The sequence below is a fragment of the Bradyrhizobium sp. USDA 3262 genome, from assembly GCF_054060035.1.
Window position 1 is genome coordinate 5,863,841 of record NZ_JBSSCT010000001.1, and the last position, 14,569, is coordinate 5,878,409.

Here is a 14,569-nt window from a genome sequence, read left to right on the forward strand (position 1 = left end):
GCTGCGGCGGCCATCCCGTGCCCTGCGCTCTTGCCATATCAGCCCAGCCCCCGTTCGGCAGCGAGCATCTCGGCGGCGGTCAGGGTGAGCCGATCGATGTGTCCGAGCAGCAGCTCGAGCTCCCCTGGCGCAAGCTGTTCCAGCAGGCGCCGGTTTCGCTCCTGCGCGCCGGCCACGATGGCATCATGGGCGGCCAGGCCGGCCTTGGTAAGAGAGACCAAAGTCTCCCGGTTGTCGCGCGGGTTGGCCGCCTTCGCCACCAGCTTGCGCGCCACGAGCTCGGCGAGCGCCCGGCTGATCTGCCCCTTGTCCATGCCGACGGCCTCGGCGAGCCGCACCACACTCATCGGCGGCCGCCGGCCGAGCGAGGCGACCAGGCCGAACTCGACCGAGGACAGGCCGGTCAGGCGCTTGTAGCGCAGCATCGCGCCGCGCCTGAGCAGGTTCGCCAGCACCATCAGCCGCGACGACATCATCGCGGTGATCGGCGCCAGTTCGGAATCGACAACGGCCTCCGGCGGCAAGGCCCTCTCAGTCCTGAGCTTCTCGGTCATCACCAACCTCTGCCAACAAAGCCGCGCGCTGCCAAGTTCAACGAGATCGTTGACATTGTCATCGATCTATCGTTGACTTGGTCAACGATAGATCAGCCGCCGGCGCCAGACCAGCGGCGGGGAGGACAACATGACGATCACCCAGCGGGACCGCGATCTCGGCACGGCCTATGCGATGAAGCCGTCCAGCACCCGGACCGAGCTCACCTCGGTCGGCCGCGGCACGCCGATGGGCGAGCTGCTGCGCCGGTATTGGCACCCGGTCGGCCTCACCGGTGACGCCACCGATATCCCCAGAAAAGTCCGCGCGCTTGGCGAAGACCTGATCCTGTTCCGCGACCGGCATGGCCGGGTCGGTCTGCTGCATGCGCGCTGCTGCCACCGCGGCACCACACTCTATTACGGCAAGGTCGAGGAAGACGGCATCCGCTGCTGCTATCACGGCTGGAAGTTCGACACCGAGGGCCGCTGCCTCGAACAACCCTGCGAGCCCGACGGCGGCCTGTTCAAGGACAAGGTGCGCCAGCCCTGGTATCCGGTGCAGGAACGCTACGGCCTGATCTTCGCCTACATGGGGCCGGCCGAGAAACGGCCGGTGCTGCCGCGCTACGAGTGCCTGGAGAACATGGACGACGGCGAGTTCGTCGAGGCCGACGATTCCTCGATCGGCGGCGGCGGCCCTGTCGTGATCCCCTGCAACTGGCTGCAACATTTCGAGAACGTCGCCGACCCCTACCATGTGCCGGTGCTACACGGCTCGTTCTCAGGGCCGCAGTTCACCAACATGATGGCCTCGATGCCCGAGGTGAAGTTCGAGATGTCGCCGCGCGGCGTCGCGGTGCGTTCGATCCGCAGGCAGGACGACGGCAAGGTGTTCTATCGCGTCACCGAGGCCGCGCTCCCCACACTGCGCGTCGTGCCCAATCCGCGCGTCGCGCAGTTCGCGCGCGTCGAATCGATCGGCTGGACCTTGCCGATCGACGACACCTCGTTTCGCATCTACGTCGCCGGCCGGGTCAAGAACGCCGGCGATATCGGGCGGATGCGCTCGAAGTTCAACGGCAAGTTCTGGTGGGACATGACCGAGCCCGAGCACCAGCAATTCCCCGGCGACTACGAGGCCCAGGTCGGCCAGGGGCCGGTGACGATCCATTCGGAAGAGCATTTCGGCCAGAGCGACCGCGGCATCCTGATGATCCGCCGGATGCTCTTTGACCAGCTCGAGGCCATGGCCAGCGGCCGCGACCCGATCGGGGTGTCGTTTGACGCCGACACGAGGCCGGTCGAATTCGAGGCAGGGAATTACATCCGCGAGGCGTAAGGCCCGCGCGCAAGCAACAACAAAGAAGGTCGGGGGGAGGAAGTCATGGTCGATGTCGCACCGCAGGCGGCCGCGCCAACGCAAGCTGCGGCCGCGCCATCGGCGCGCCGCTACTACGTCCTCGCCTTGCTCACGATCATCTACGCCCTCAACTTCCTCGACCGCACCATCTTCAACGTCCTGATCGAACCGATCAAGAAGGAGTTCACGCTCAGCGACACCACGATGGGACTGCTCGCCGGGTTCGGCTTCGTGCTGTTCTATTCGCTGCTCGGCATCCCGATCGCGCGGATGGCCGATCGCCTCAACCGCCGCAACATCGTCGCGGTCGCCTTCGCGTTCTGGAGCGCGATGACCTATCTCTGCGGCCTCGCCTCCAGCGTCACGACGCTGGCATTGGCCCGGGTCGGCGTCGGCATCGGGGAGTCAGCGGGAACGCCGGCCTCACAATCGATGATCGCCGATCTCTTCGACAAGAACGAACGACCACGCGCGCTCGGCATCTACGCGATCGGCACCTATCTCGGCGTCTTCCTCGGCTATTTCATCGGCGGCTATGTCAACCAGCACTATGGCTGGCGGATGGCGTTCTTCACCGCGGGCCTGCCCGGCATCGCGCTCGCCGCCGTGCTGTGGCTGACGATCGCCGAACCGAAGCGCGGCGCGATGGCCGAGACCTTCAAGGCCGAGCCGATCGGGCCGACGCTGCGCTTCCTGGCATCGCAGCCGAGCTTCGTCATCGTGCTGATCGGCTTTTGTCTGACGACCTACACCAACTACGCCACCGCGGTGTGGATCCCGCCGTTCCTGGCGCGCATCCATCACCTCACCAGCGCCGAGATCGGCACCTATGCCGGCACCTTCAAGGGTCTCGCCGGCATGGCGGGCACGCTGGTCGGCGGCCTCGTGGTGGCGCAGATCGGCCGTCGCGACGACCGCTGGAAGCTGTGGGCGCCCGCGATCATGTCGGGCCTCGCCGGCCCGGTGTTCGCGCTGTGCATGCTGACGCAGAGCTTCACGCTGATGGTCGCGACGCTGGCGCTGACCTCGTTCATGGTCGGCTTCCATCTCGGCCCGATCTTCGCGATCGCGCAGACCGTGGCAAAACCCAGCATGCGCGCGCTGGCCTCGGCGATCGTGCTGCTGACCGCGACTTGCTTCGGCCAGGGCGTCGGCCCCCTCGCCGTCGGCATGATCAACGACGCGCTGAAAGGCACCTACGGCATCGATGCGGTTCGCTACTCGCTGCTGTCGGCCGCGCTCACCACGACGCTCGGTGCCCTGCTGTTCGTGTGGGCGGCGCGCGAGATCCGCGCCGACATTGCGCGCGCGAGCTAGCACCCATCTCAGCCGAACCCGCGCGTGGCGTCATGCGGCGCTCACGTCAGCTTGCCGGTGTATTTCTCCAGCGCCGCCCAGGCGTCCGCGCCGTAGGTCTTCTGCCACTGCGTGTAGAAGCCGGCCTTCACCAACGCGGCCCTGAACTGCACGGGATCAGGCTTGTTGAACGTCATGCCCTTCTCGGTCAGCTCGGCCTGCAACGAGCGGTCCATCTCGACCAGATCGGCGCGCTCCTTCCCCGCCGCGGCGTCGAACGCGGCATTGATGAGCTCGAGCAGATCCGGCGGCAGGCCCGCCATCGCGCGGCGGTTGCCGAGGATCCAGTAGCCGCTCCAGCAATGGTTCGAGAGCGCGCAGAATTTCTGCACCTCGTATAGTTTTCCGGTGGAGACCTGCGCCAGCGGATTCTCCTGCCCTTCGACGATGTGGGTCTGCAACGCCGAATAGAGCTCGCTGTAGGAGATGCTCGACGGCAATGCGCCGAGCCCTGAGAACAGCGACGTCAGCAATGCCGTCACCGGCACGCGGATCTTGAAACCCTTGAGATCGTCGACGCTGTTGAGCTGCCGGCTCGACGACGAGGTGATCTGGCGGAAGCCGTTGTCCCAGACCTTCTTCAGCGGCACGACGCCGGTCTTGGTGATCGCCTCGCGCACGAGATCGCCGACGCCGCCGTCCATCGCCGCCCAGACCTGGTCGTAGGACTGGAAGGCAAAGCCGATGCTGGGCAGTCCCGACAGTGGCACCAGCGTCGACAGCGTCATGCTGGGCGCCGCCAACAGCTCGATCCCGCCGGCCCGGACCTGCGACAGCATCTCCGGATCGCCGCCGAGCTGGCTGTTGGCGAACACCGTGATGTTGACCCGGCCGGACGACTGCGCGCCGACCGCCTTGGCGGCCTCAGTCAGGCGCATTGTTAGCGGATGGGTTTCCGGAGTGTTGACGCCGAGCTTGAGATCGAACTCGGCGGCGGCAAGGGCCGGCTTACCAAACATCGTGGCGGCAACTGCAGCAGAACCGGTTCCCAGCACCCGGCGGCGGGTCATTCTCATTGTTTTCATTATTGTTTTTCTCCCAAGCGCATGTCCGCGCTCAGGGCCAGTTTTAGCCGGCCGGCAATGTGACGCAAGGCACGGTGAAACCAATCCGCCCGTGGCACGAAACCATTTCCCGGAACTCACGAAACGATCCGGAAACAGATGGGCCTTACCAGTACCTGCCATAGACGGCGCACAGACGCCCGGAGGCGACCATGAACCACTCGATCCATTCGGCTGACCGCGCGACCCATCTCAAGATTGTGGTGGTTGCCCTTGTTGCGGCGATCGGGATTGCGGCGCTCGGCATCTCGGCCCGGAACAACGCGGATTTCACCCAGACTGCCCAGACGACGCAGGTCGTCAAGGCCGGCAAACCGGTGGCGATCACCTCCTCGGGCACCTCAACGGTTCGCTAAGACGCGTTCAGGCTTCGGCAGACAAGACGGCCGCCTTTTGGCGGCCTTTTTTGTTGGTCCTGATCGTCTCGAGCTCGGACCAGGATGGTGTGGCCTTTGCGAGCAAGTTCGGGTACGGCGATTGGACCACCGAGACCGGGGCGCGCGCGATCGACGTGTGCAAGGTCGCAACCCGGCTGAGCGCCGCGAATGACTGAGCCTCGCCTCGCCGGCGACAACATTGCGAAGCCGCAGGATGCTTCCCTCCGCACCGACGGGGCGCCCCCTTTGCTCGGCCTCCCGGCATCGCTGCCGCTGGTGCTCGACCTCGACGGCACGCTGATCACGGGCGACCTGCTCTATCTGAGCTTCTTCTCGATCCTGCGCCGCAATCCGCTGATCGTCGTGTCATGCGCCGCTTGGCTGACGCGCGGCCGCGCGGCACTGAAGCGCCGGCTCGCACAGCGCCAGCACATCGACTGGAGCCGGATCGAACTGCGCGAGGACGTCGTCGCATTGGCCGAGCGCGAGAACGCGGCCGGCCGCCGCATCGTGCTGGCAACCGCGGCCGACGCGCTGCTCGCACAGACGCTGGCGTCGCGTCTGCCTTGGATCGACCAGGTGCTCGCCTCCGACGGCGAACATAATCTCAAGGGTGCCAACAAGGCCGACCTGTTGCGGAAGACATTTCCCGGGGGCTTCATCTACGCCGGCGACAGCGCCTCCGACCTCGCGGTCTGGGCCCACGCTGCCGGCATCATCACCGTCAATGCCCGCGATGCCGTGCGCGCCGCCGCGGCCGGGCTCGGCAGGCCGACGCTGCATCTGCAGGGCCGCGCGGCCACGGCGAAATCTTAATCGCGTCCTAATGCGGTCGCTCGATTGCAATCCGCTCCGCGACCCCAGTCTTAAAAGTTGTTCGGTTAAGGTCGGCGTCAACAGAGGCGCAGGCCACAATGAATTTGCAGCAGCAAGTAATTTCAACCGGCTTCAAGATCATCTGCACGGATTGCGGCAGCCTGGCGATCAAGGTCGCCGATCCGGCGCATGCATCCGGCGACACCATCATCGAGTGCCGCCGCTGCAACGCGGTGCGCGGCACGGTGGCGGACCTGCACAACCTGGCGCGGCACGGCCGCGACCTGTTCGAATTCTAACCGCGGCCCCGTCGATGCTGTCAGACCCGAAGGCAACTGTGCAGAGCGACGTTCCCTTGGACACGGTCTGGTCGATCCTCGAGGCCGCCAACGAATTGGGCGACACCCACACGGTTGACGCCTGCCGCCGCGTGATCGACGCCAATCTGCGCGGCGATGCGCCGGGACAATCCGACCTCAACGCGGTCGCCGCATTCTTTGCCTGATCAAGTCAACGTGTTGCCGTTCTGTGAATTCAATAAGGCGTCGCGGTGACGAATTACCAAGCAGAAACATAACAACACAGACCGAGATATTGCTTTACTTGCTTCGTCCACGGCCGACCGGCTAGCTGCCCGGCAGCTTTTCGGATTCGGACTGGCCGATGACATTGACGCGCGATGACCTGGTTGTCGGGGTCACGATCCCCGGGTTCTTCGTCCTCAGCGTCGTCTCGATGATCGCCTGCGGGCACGCATTCCCGGCGATGCATGTCTGGCGATCCGGCATCACCGCGCAGGCCGTCCTCGGCACCGCCATCATGGTCGCGTTCGTCCCGGCGTTCGTCGCGGCACGATTCAGCTTCGGTTATCTGGTGGGCTTCTCGCTGCTGTCAGCCGTGTTCGGCTTCGTCTGGCTCAGCTTCTTCAGCGCATTCGACTATCCGCACGCCATCGCTCGCTGGGCCATGATCGCCGCGCTCGCCGCCGCGATGATCCCTCTGATGTTGCAGAATATCCCGGTTTGGCGGCCCGATTTGTCCGAAGCGGCCGTCAAGCGCATCGCGGTTCTGCTGTTGGCGTCGTGCTTCGGCGTGCTGGTCGCCGACATCTCCTACGGGGTCAATCTTGGCAATCCCTATGGCGCAGCCCGCACCGCCGTCGTGCGGCCGGCGCTAATGAACTATCTCACCGGGATCATGATCGGCGCAGTCCTGCCCTATCTGTTCGCGCATTTCGCATCCCGCAGGCGGTGGATTCCGGCGGCCGGTGTGCTGCTGCTTGCGCTTTGCTTCTATCCCGTCGTCAACAACAAGACCGTGCTGCTGCTGCCGATCTGGCTGCCGTTTCTGTTCTGGCTGTACGGCCGGTTCGACCCACGGCTGGCCACGGTGCTCGCATTTCTGATCCCGATGCTCATCGGCCTTTTGGCTTTCGTCATTCTCGTCGCCGACAAGAACTACATCGTGTTCAGCGCAATCAATCTGCGCTTCGTTGCGATCCCGTCGCTCGCCCTCGATCAATACGCCGACTTCTTCGCGCACCGCGAGCTCACCCGGTTCTGCCAGATCACCGTCGTGCGATACATGACCGCCTGCCCGTACGGCGAGCTCGGCCCGACGCTCGGAGCGATCTATCAGGACGGCAATTTCAACGCGTCGTTCCTCGCCACCGAGGGCATCGCGTCGGTCGGTCTTGCGCTCGCCCCGCTGTCGGCGCTTGTCTGCGGCCTGATCCTGTCGGTGGGATCGATGGTCTCAAAGCACCTGTCGCCGCGCTTCATTGCGGTTTCGTCCGGCATCGCAGTTCAGGCGATCATGAACGTGCCGCTCACGACAGGCCTGCTCTCGAACGGCATAGCGCTGCTGTTCCTGCTGTGGTGGCTGACGCCCGAACAGCGGACCGCATTATCCGTCAAGCCCGAGCAGGCCGCTCAACCGGTCGGCGCCGTCGGCCTCGCGGCGTCCTGAGCTGTCTCGACAGTCGCCAGGTGCAGTGAACAGGGAGAGCAAGCAACTCGTTACGGCACCGGCCCTGAGGGTCCGATGGTTCCGGGCCAAACACGCTGCTAAGTCATTGAAATGAATGGCGCGAGAGACGGGACTCGAACCCGCGGCCTCCGCCGTGACAGGGCGGCGCTCTAACCAACTGAGCTACTCCCGCGGATGCCGATCATCGGATTGATCCGCGCAGGACCGAGGGCATAAAGGCCCGCATTCGGTTAGTCAAGGACGTTGCGGATCCCTGCACAGCGTCGGCATTTTCGCGGCGCCGGCGCGAGTTGTCGCCTGTTTTCAGGGGAAACGGCGTAGTCAGCGAAGCCCCGAATCAAATAAGGCCTGATACGTCTGGGTTTCCTGTGGCCGGCCCGGCGCTGCCCGTTCCCGGAACCGGCGGTTTTCAGGACTTTTCCGGACGCATTTTCCCGACGCGAACGGCGCGCCATTCGCGTGAAAGCAGCAATCCAGCCATTCAGCAACGAGGAGGGCCAGACATGGCGAAGAAAGCAGCGACACCGGCGACGATCACGCTGAAGCATTTGGCGGCGGCCATCGCCGAGGAGCAGGAGCTGTCCAAGAAGCAGGCCGAGGCGATCCTGACCGATATGGTCACCAGGATCACCAAGCACCTCAAGAAGGGCGAGCGCATCAGGATCGTCGGCCTCGGCATCCTGCAGGTCCGCAAGCGCGCCGCCCGCATGGGCCGCAACCCGGCGACCGGCGAACAGATCCACATCAAGGCAAGCAAGAAGGTCGCCTTCCGCGCCGCCAAGGAGCTGAAGGAAGCCGTCTAGCGCCTTCTCTCTCCGTTAAGGCAAAGCGCCATTCCGGCTCGTGACGCGGCCCCGGAGTGGCGCTTTTCTGTTATTGTCCTTCGAAATTCGCCTTGACGCGGTTTGCTCGCGCGAACCAACTTCGCCAAAGCTCATTGTTCCTTTTCCCTGTTTTTGCGCGGTTTTCATGCTGGTACCGGCTCTCGACTTCAAGCACACCGTCACCGAGCGCTTCCTGCGCTATGTCGTGATCGATACCCAGTCCGACCCGGATTCACCGACCTGCCCCTCCACCGAGAAGCAGAAGAATCTCGGGCGCCTGCTGGTCGCCGAGCTGCAGGCGATGGGAATATCCGACGCACATCTTGATCCGCACGGATACGTCTATGCGACGATCCCGGCCAACACCGACAAGACGGTGCCGGTGATCTGCTTCTGCTCGCACATGGACACCTCCCCCGACTGCACCGGCAAGAACGTCAGGCCGCAGGTCGTGAAGAACTATCGTGGCGGCGACATCGTGCTTCCCGCCGATGCCTCGCAGGTGATCCGCCCCGCCGAGCACGAAGCGCTGGCCGACCAGATCGGCAACGACATCATCACCACCGACGGCACCACCCTGCTCGGCGCCGACAACAAGGCGGGCCTTGCCGAGATCATGGATGCCGCGGATTTCCTGGTCACCAATCCGCAGGTCAAGCACGGCACCATCAAGATCCTGTTCACGCCGGACGAGGAAATCGGCCGCGGCGTCGACAAGGTCGACATCAAGAAGCTGGGGGCCGATTTCGGCTACACCATGGACGGCGAGACCGCCGGCCATATCGAGGACGAGACCTTCTCGGCCGACGGCGCCAGCATCATCATCGAAGGCGTCGCGACCCATCCGGGATTCGCCAAGGGCAAAATGGAGCACGCGATCAAGATCGCCGCCGCGATCGTCGATCGCCTGCCCAAGGACACCTGCTCGCCCGAGACCACCGAGGGCAAGGAAGGCTTCCTGCATCCGGTCGCGATCTCGGGCGCGCTGGAGAACGCGCGGATCGACTTCATCGTGCGCGATTTCACCGAGGCCGGCCTGAAGCAGAAGGAAGCGCTGCTGGAAGACATCGTGAACGATGTCATGAAGGCCTATCCGCGCTCGACCTACCGCATGGAGGTCAAGCAGCAGTACCGTAACATGAAGGATGTGATCGATCGCCACCCGCAGATCGTGGCCTATGCGATCGAGGCGATCGAGCGCGCCGGCCTCACGCCGGTGAAGACCTCGATCCGCGGCGGCACCGATGGCTCGCGGCTGTCCTTCATGGGCCTGCCCTGCCCGAACATCTTCGCCGGCGAGCACGCGTTCCATTCGCGGCTCGAATGGGTCAGCCGGCAGGACATGGAAAAAGCCGTGCAGACCATCGTGCACCTGGCGATGATCTGGGAAGAGAAGGCCTGATCAGGCCCGCGCCGTCACGATCCAGATCGCGCCGGGCAGCAGCACCGCATCGCCCTTGACGAACGGCGCCAGCGCCTCGCGCATCGAGGCGATCGCCGCAGCGCGCACCTCATCGGTGTGCCCTTCCAGCGCGCGGCTGGCAGGCCCGATCTCGAGCGCGCCCTGGATCGCGGCATCGATGCCGCGCCCGGTCGCGACATCGAGCTCAATCCGGCACGGCTCCATGGCAATGCCGGAGAAGCCGGCTTCGCCCAGGATCCGCTTCACCCTCGCCTCGGAGGCGAACGCGAAAGGGCCGGGATCCTCGGGCCCGAGCGGCGGCAGTTTCGGCACGTGCTTGTAGACGGCAGCAAGCGGCGTCATGAAGAACGGATTTTCGCGCGGCTCCTGCCAGCAGGCGAAGGCGAGACGGCCCGTCGGCTTCATCGCCTTGTGCAGATTGGCGAACGACACCACGGGATCGGCAAAGAACATCACGCCAAAGCGCGAGGCCAACAGATCAAAGCTCTCGCCGACAAAGGGATAGACGGTCGCATCGGCCAGCGCGAACTCGACCGGCAAACCCTGCGGCGCGCTCTGCCGCGCCCGCGTCAGCATCGGCTCCGAGACATCGACGCCGAGCACGTGACCAGCGGGCGCGACCTTGGCCGCCAGCGCGAAGCTCGAGGCGCCGCTGCCACAGCCGACATCAACGACGCGTTCGCCGGCTTTCGGCGCGGCGCGATCGATCAGGAGGTCGAGCACCGGTTGCAGCACGATGTCCTGCGCGGCCTGCCGTGTGGCCCAGCGCTGACCGCCCGGCCCGTTCCAGTACGCGATCTGATCGGCGTTTTGCGGGTGGCTTGCGTTCATGCGATCCAAACCTTCTCAGGAAGCTTCTGTCGTCTCATGTTTGGGGAAAACCGCTTCGCACTTTTCCGGATCATGCCCTAGCAGCTCTCGCCCGTCGCGGCGCGCAGCATCGGCATCACCTGATAGGTGAATCCGGCATTAGCCTTGGTGACGGGATCGTTGGCGATGATCTCCTGCGGATCGGCGTCGTCGGGCAGTTGCAGCACGCCGAGGCCCCAGACGCCGGCGGGATCGGCGACCGGCCCGAACACCAGCGCCTTGCCGGCTTGCAGCAGTTCGCCGCAATAGGCGACGTGCGCCTGCATGATGGCGGCTTCCTGCGGCGTCATGTCCTGCGGAAAGGTCGGGCGCGGTCCTGTCAATTTGCAGACGTAGTATTTCATCGACCCGATCCGCGCTCGGAGATTATTTGGCGGCTGCGCTCGTGGGCTTGGCCGGCTTCGGCTTCGCGGCATTCGCCTTGGGCGCGCCCTGCCCGTCGCTGCGCGCAATGCCCCAGGGATCGGTCGGCTTCTGATCCGGCACACCGCTGAGCGCACGCTGATAGGCACGCTGCTGCCGCGCCTCGTTGGCCACATCGGCCGGCGACTTCTCGACCTCTTCGCGATAGCGCTGAACGTGATCCGACTGCGCGAATGCGGGTCCGGCAATCATGGTGAGAAGAAAAATCGCGGCGAGTTTGCGCATACATCGAGTTCCCGGTTAGGCGGACAGAATAGCATCGTGGCAGCGTCGGCATCAAACCTGAGCGCGTGACTTTCGGCACCTTTCGCTCGATCGGCCATCGAACGACACTTGCCACGCCAGCGCGGAGCAAGCGCGGTCCCGGCCACCCCATCCACGCCACGGTCGGGATCGCGCCCTCTCCACGCGTTCACCGAGAGCCGTGCAATGGACTTGCTCCGTAGGGCTCATCAACCCAGAGGCCGCTTTGCAGCTCGTGAAACACCGCGCCACCGTCATCCTGCGCGAGCATGTGCAAGCGGAGGCGGAGCTGGTCGGACGAGCCGCGGTTCTCACCGATGGAACCGCGGGCACCGTCGAGGGCGTGTTTCTGGACGAATCTCATGGGTTGCGCATCTCGATCAAGGGCCACATCGGGAAATGGCCGATCGCGACCATCAGGATGCTGCAACCGTAGGGCTGGATCCAGCGCCTTTACCTCAACGGGCAAGCGCCGATGCAATCTCCCAATCATCGGGAGAAGCATGCCCGCTCATCCGGTCGGCTGGGCCGCTCGAAAGGCTGCGCCTGAGGGTCGCGAATGGTGGGCGGTGAGAGGATCGAACTCCCGACCAATGGTGTGTAAAACCAGTGCTCTACCGCTGAGCTAACCGCCCTTGCCAGCGCGCCTCTTTAGCCTCGCCAGCCCTCAGGGCGCAAGGTCGCAAACGCCTCAATCCGTCAGCTCCAATCCTTGGGGCGCGCCAGCAATTCCTTGAGATCATTGATCCATGGCGCGGCGGAGCGGCACCAGACCTGACGTCGCGGGGTCAACTGGCCGCGCTGGCGAATGCTGCCCCAGCGGATGCCCCAGTCGTCGGGCCCGCCGTCCTCGCCGCTCGTGAACAGCGGCGAACCGCAATCGCCGCAAAAGTGCTGGAAGCGAATCCCGCCATTGTCGCCCCGTTTGCCGTAGAGCTTCGGCACACCTGCGGTGAGCCGGACCTGTTCGGCGCTACAGATCACCGTGACGCGATAGGGCGAGCCGGTCAGCGCCTGGCAGTCCGTGCAATGGCAAATCGAGACCCGTTCGGGGTCGATCTCGGCCTGATAGGTGATAGCCCCGCAATGGCATTGCCCGTCGATACGCATGTGGCGCGCTCCAATTCCGTCCAACAAAGCAGCCGCCGTGGGCGCGGTTCCATCGTCCAGGGCTCCGGCCTCGGCCCGCCGTCTCCTTTGGCGGAGCAACGCTGGTATCCCGTACTCGCCTTGTTTGGGATACCAAATCGGGATACGAAACTCGCCAGACCGAGATTCCGCTCCCGCCAAGCGGCGGCCAAAGGACGGCGCCATGTCGCAGATGCTTCAGATCCATGACCAGCTCCGGGAGATGATCCTGTCCCTCGACCTGGGCCCTGGCGAGCGGCTGACCGAGCGCTGGCTGGAGAGCCGGTTCGAGGGATCGCGCACGCCGATCCGTGCGGCGCTGGTCCGGCTCGAAGGCGAAGAGCTGGTGCGTCGCGACGGCCGCAACTGGATCGTCGCACCGATCGACCTCGGTGAGCTGGAGGCGCTGGCCGAGTTCCGGATTCCCCTGGAGACCACGGCGGTGCGCCTCGCCTGCGCGCGGGCGAGCGCGGCCGATATCGCCGGCGTCGAGGAAATGCTGGACGCCTGCCAGTCCGGCGCACCGCGCGAAGAATGGCACCGGGTCGGCACCGATTTCCATGTCGAGATCGCGCGGCTCTCCGGCAATCCCTTCATCGTCAAGGCGATCGCCGGCGCCATGACCCGGCTGTCGCGGGCGCGCTGGCTGGAAGTGTGGACCGAGCCGTCGCGCGAGCAGGCCTGGCGCGAGCACCGGCGCATCCTCGGCTTCATCAAGGCCAACGATCCGGAGGCCGCCGCGCGCGAGGCCGCCGACCACATCACCGATACCCGCGATCGCCTGCTGCGTTCGCTCAACGAGGATCGCCGCGGCCTGCGGGCGCGCGGCTTCGCCGTGATCGGGCTGCGCTGACATGAACATCGAGGTCGATCGCGAAGCCCTGCTCGACGCGGGCCCCTGGAAACGCAATTTGATCGTCTGCGTGTTCGGCTCCTTCACGACAATCGTGGGGATGACGCTGCTGCTGCCGTTCCTGCCGCTCTATGTCGAGCAGCTCGGCGTGACCGATCACGCCGCGATCGTGCAATGGTCGGGCGTCGCCTATGGCGCAACCTTTTTCAGCGCGGCGCTGACGGCCCCCCTGTGGGGACGACTCGCCGATCGCTACGGCCGCAAGCTGATGCTGATCCGCGCCAGCCTCGGCATGGCGATCGCCATGTCGCTGATCGGCATGGCGCACAATGTCTACGAACTGGTCGGCCTGCGGCTGCTGACCGGCCTACTCGGCGGCTACGCGTCGGGTTCGACCGTGCTGGTCGCGGCGCAGACGCCGAAGGCGCGGTCCGGCTGGGCAATCGGCGTGCTGTCGGCCGGCATCATGGCCGGCAGCCTGGTCGGCCCCTTGATCGGCGGCGTGCTGCCGGGGCTGATCGGCATCCGCGCGACCTTCTTCCTGATCGGCGGCGTCATCTTCTTCACCTTCCTCGGCACGACGTTCCTGATCCGAGAGGAAGCACGCCCGAAGACCACGAAAGGCGGCAAGGCGCGTGGCGGCTGGTCGCTGGTCCCGGACAAGCGCCCTGTCGTCGCGATGTGGGGAACGGGCCTGCTGCTGATGGTCGCCAACATGTCGATCGAGCCGATCATCACGGTCTATGTCGCGCAACTCGTCAAGACACCGCAGGTGACGTTCGTTGCCGGCCTCGTGATGTCGGCGGCGGCCTTCGGCAGCCTGTTGTCGTCCTCGCATCTCGGCAAGCTGGCCGATCGGGTCGGCCACTGGCGGATCATCACCATCTGCCTTGCTGTCTCGGCGCTGCTGTTGATCCCGCAGGCCTTCGTGGTCAGCGGCTGGCAGTTGATCCTGCTCCGCTTCCTGATGGGGCTCGCGCTCGGCGGCCTGCTGCCCTGCATCGCGAGCGTGATCCGGCACAACGTGCCCGATGCGGTCACCGGCAGCATGCTCGGCTATTCGATCTCGGCGCAATATGCCGGCCAGGTGATCGGCCCGCTCGCAGGCGGCTTCATCGGCGGCCATATCGGCATGCCCGCGGTGTTCCTCGGCACCAGCGTGCTGATGGCACTCGGCGCGATCGGCAATTTCATCGTCGAGAGGAAAGACTAGTTCCGGCGCCGGCGTACCCACGTCGGCAACTCGATCGTTCCGTACCGCAACGACGAAAAAGCCCGTCGGGGTGTCGGAACGCGCGCCATTCGTT

The 14,569-nt window shown here is 65.2% G+C and carries 18 protein-coding genes and 2 tRNA genes; 12 read left to right on the top strand and 8 right to left on the bottom strand.

What is annotated here, in order from left to right:
* Positions 1-38 precede the first annotated feature (38 nt).
* Positions 39-554, bottom strand: coding sequence for a MarR family winged helix-turn-helix transcriptional regulator (locus ACVWYP_RS27465; RefSeq protein ID WP_304495552.1), 516 nt, complete (start codon positions 552-554; stop codon positions 39-41).
* Between the two features lie 130 nt (positions 555-684).
* Here ACVWYP_RS27465 and ACVWYP_RS27470 point away from each other — a divergent pair, with 130 nt between their 5' ends.
* Positions 685-1,875: an aromatic ring-hydroxylating dioxygenase subunit alpha gene (locus tag ACVWYP_RS27470; protein ID WP_304495553.1), complete on the top strand. Its 1,191-nt coding sequence runs from the start codon at positions 685-687 to the stop codon at positions 1,873-1,875.
* Positions 1,876-1,920: 45 nt separating this feature from the next.
* Positions 1,921-3,213 (top strand): spinster family MFS transporter, encoded by a 1,293-nt coding sequence (locus tag ACVWYP_RS27475; protein ID WP_304495554.1) that lies wholly within the window; start codon positions 1,921-1,923, stop codon positions 3,211-3,213.
* 41 nt (positions 3,214-3,254) lie between these two features.
* Here ACVWYP_RS27475 and ACVWYP_RS27480 read toward each other — a convergent pair whose 3' ends face one another.
* Positions 3,255-4,268: a TRAP transporter substrate-binding protein gene (locus ACVWYP_RS27480; protein ID WP_304500316.1), complete on the bottom strand. Its 1,014-nt coding sequence runs from the start codon at positions 4,266-4,268 to the stop codon at positions 3,255-3,257.
* 200 nt (positions 4,269-4,468) lie between these two features.
* Between ACVWYP_RS27480 and ACVWYP_RS27485 the strand changes: the two genes are divergently transcribed.
* The 5 genes from ACVWYP_RS27485 to ACVWYP_RS27505 all read left to right on the top strand — a co-directional run bounded on the left by ACVWYP_RS27485 (position 4,469) and on the right by ACVWYP_RS27505 (position 7,477).
* Positions 4,469-4,672 (top strand): hypothetical protein, encoded by a 204-nt coding sequence (locus tag ACVWYP_RS27485; protein ID WP_137477830.1) that lies wholly within the window; start codon positions 4,469-4,471, stop codon positions 4,670-4,672.
* Positions 4,673-4,861: 189 nt separating this feature from the next.
* Complete coding sequence (locus ACVWYP_RS27490) at positions 4,862-5,509, top strand: haloacid dehalogenase-like hydrolase (RefSeq protein ID WP_304495555.1); 648 nt, start codon at positions 4,862-4,864, stop codon at positions 5,507-5,509.
* Between the two features lie 98 nt (positions 5,510-5,607).
* Positions 5,608-5,808, top strand: coding sequence for a hypothetical protein (locus tag ACVWYP_RS27495; protein WP_209945024.1), 201 nt, complete (start codon positions 5,608-5,610; stop codon positions 5,806-5,808).
* 14 nt (positions 5,809-5,822) lie between these two features.
* Positions 5,823-6,014 (top strand): hypothetical protein, encoded by a 192-nt coding sequence (locus tag ACVWYP_RS27500; protein WP_028340141.1) that lies wholly within the window; start codon positions 5,823-5,825, stop codon positions 6,012-6,014.
* Positions 6,015-6,172: 158 nt separating this feature from the next.
* Positions 6,173-7,477, top strand: coding sequence for a hypothetical protein (locus tag ACVWYP_RS27505; protein WP_304495556.1), 1,305 nt, complete (start codon positions 6,173-6,175; stop codon positions 7,475-7,477).
* A 116-nt stretch (positions 7,478-7,593) separates the two neighbouring features.
* Here ACVWYP_RS27505 and ACVWYP_RS27510 read toward each other — a convergent pair.
* A tRNA-Asp gene (locus tag ACVWYP_RS27510) sits at positions 7,594-7,670 on the bottom strand.
* Positions 7,671-7,977: 307 nt separating this feature from the next.
* Here ACVWYP_RS27510 and ACVWYP_RS27515 point away from each other — a divergent pair.
* Both ACVWYP_RS27515 and pepT read left to right on the top strand, forming a co-directional pair.
* Positions 7,978-8,301, top strand: a complete 324-nt coding sequence (locus tag ACVWYP_RS27515; RefSeq protein ID WP_259171327.1) for an HU family DNA-binding protein — start codon at positions 7,978-7,980, stop codon at positions 8,299-8,301.
* A gap of 166 nt (positions 8,302-8,467) precedes the next feature.
* Positions 8,468-9,724, top strand: coding sequence for a peptidase T (gene pepT / locus ACVWYP_RS27520; protein ID WP_304495557.1), 1,257 nt, complete (start codon positions 8,468-8,470; stop codon positions 9,722-9,724).
* On the opposite strand, the gene ACVWYP_RS27525 is transcribed toward pepT, so the two are convergent.
* From ACVWYP_RS27525 to ACVWYP_RS27535, 3 genes are all read right to left on the bottom strand, one after another.
* A complete protein-coding gene (locus ACVWYP_RS27525; RefSeq protein ID WP_304495558.1) occupies positions 9,725-10,576 on the bottom strand; it encodes a class I SAM-dependent methyltransferase in 852 nt (283 codons plus the stop codon).
* 77 nt (positions 10,577-10,653) lie between these two features.
* Positions 10,654-10,959, bottom strand: coding sequence for a YciI family protein (locus ACVWYP_RS27530; protein ID WP_304495559.1), 306 nt, complete (start codon positions 10,957-10,959; stop codon positions 10,654-10,656).
* A gap of 22 nt (positions 10,960-10,981) precedes the next feature.
* Positions 10,982-11,263: a hypothetical protein gene (locus ACVWYP_RS27535; protein ID WP_028340146.1), complete on the bottom strand. Its 282-nt coding sequence runs from the start codon at positions 11,261-11,263 to the stop codon at positions 10,982-10,984.
* Between the two features lie 244 nt (positions 11,264-11,507).
* Between ACVWYP_RS27535 and ACVWYP_RS27540 the strand changes: the two genes are divergently transcribed.
* Entirely contained in the window at positions 11,508-11,717 is a 210-nt protein-coding gene (locus tag ACVWYP_RS27540) for a hypothetical protein (RefSeq protein WP_016847733.1), read from the top strand.
* A gap of 124 nt (positions 11,718-11,841) precedes the next feature.
* Here ACVWYP_RS27540 and ACVWYP_RS27545 read toward each other — a convergent pair.
* Positions 11,842-11,916: transfer RNA gene (locus ACVWYP_RS27545), tRNA-Val, on the bottom strand.
* A 64-nt stretch (positions 11,917-11,980) separates the two neighbouring features.
* Positions 11,981-12,391, bottom strand: a complete 411-nt coding sequence (locus tag ACVWYP_RS27550; protein WP_304495560.1) for a GFA family protein — start codon at positions 12,389-12,391, stop codon at positions 11,981-11,983.
* A gap of 202 nt (positions 12,392-12,593) precedes the next feature.
* On the opposite strand from ACVWYP_RS27550, the gene ACVWYP_RS27555 reads away from it, so the two are divergent.
* Together ACVWYP_RS27555 and ACVWYP_RS27560 are read left to right on the top strand one after the other, a co-directional pair.
* A complete protein-coding gene (locus ACVWYP_RS27555; protein WP_028340149.1) occupies positions 12,594-13,262 on the top strand; it encodes a GntR family transcriptional regulator in 669 nt (222 codons plus the stop codon).
* A gap of 1 nt (position 13,263) precedes the next feature.
* Complete coding sequence (locus ACVWYP_RS27560) at positions 13,264-14,475, top strand: MFS transporter (protein ID WP_304495561.1); 1,212 nt, start codon at positions 13,264-13,266, stop codon at positions 14,473-14,475.
* The last annotated feature ends 94 nt before the right edge of the window (positions 14,476-14,569 follow it).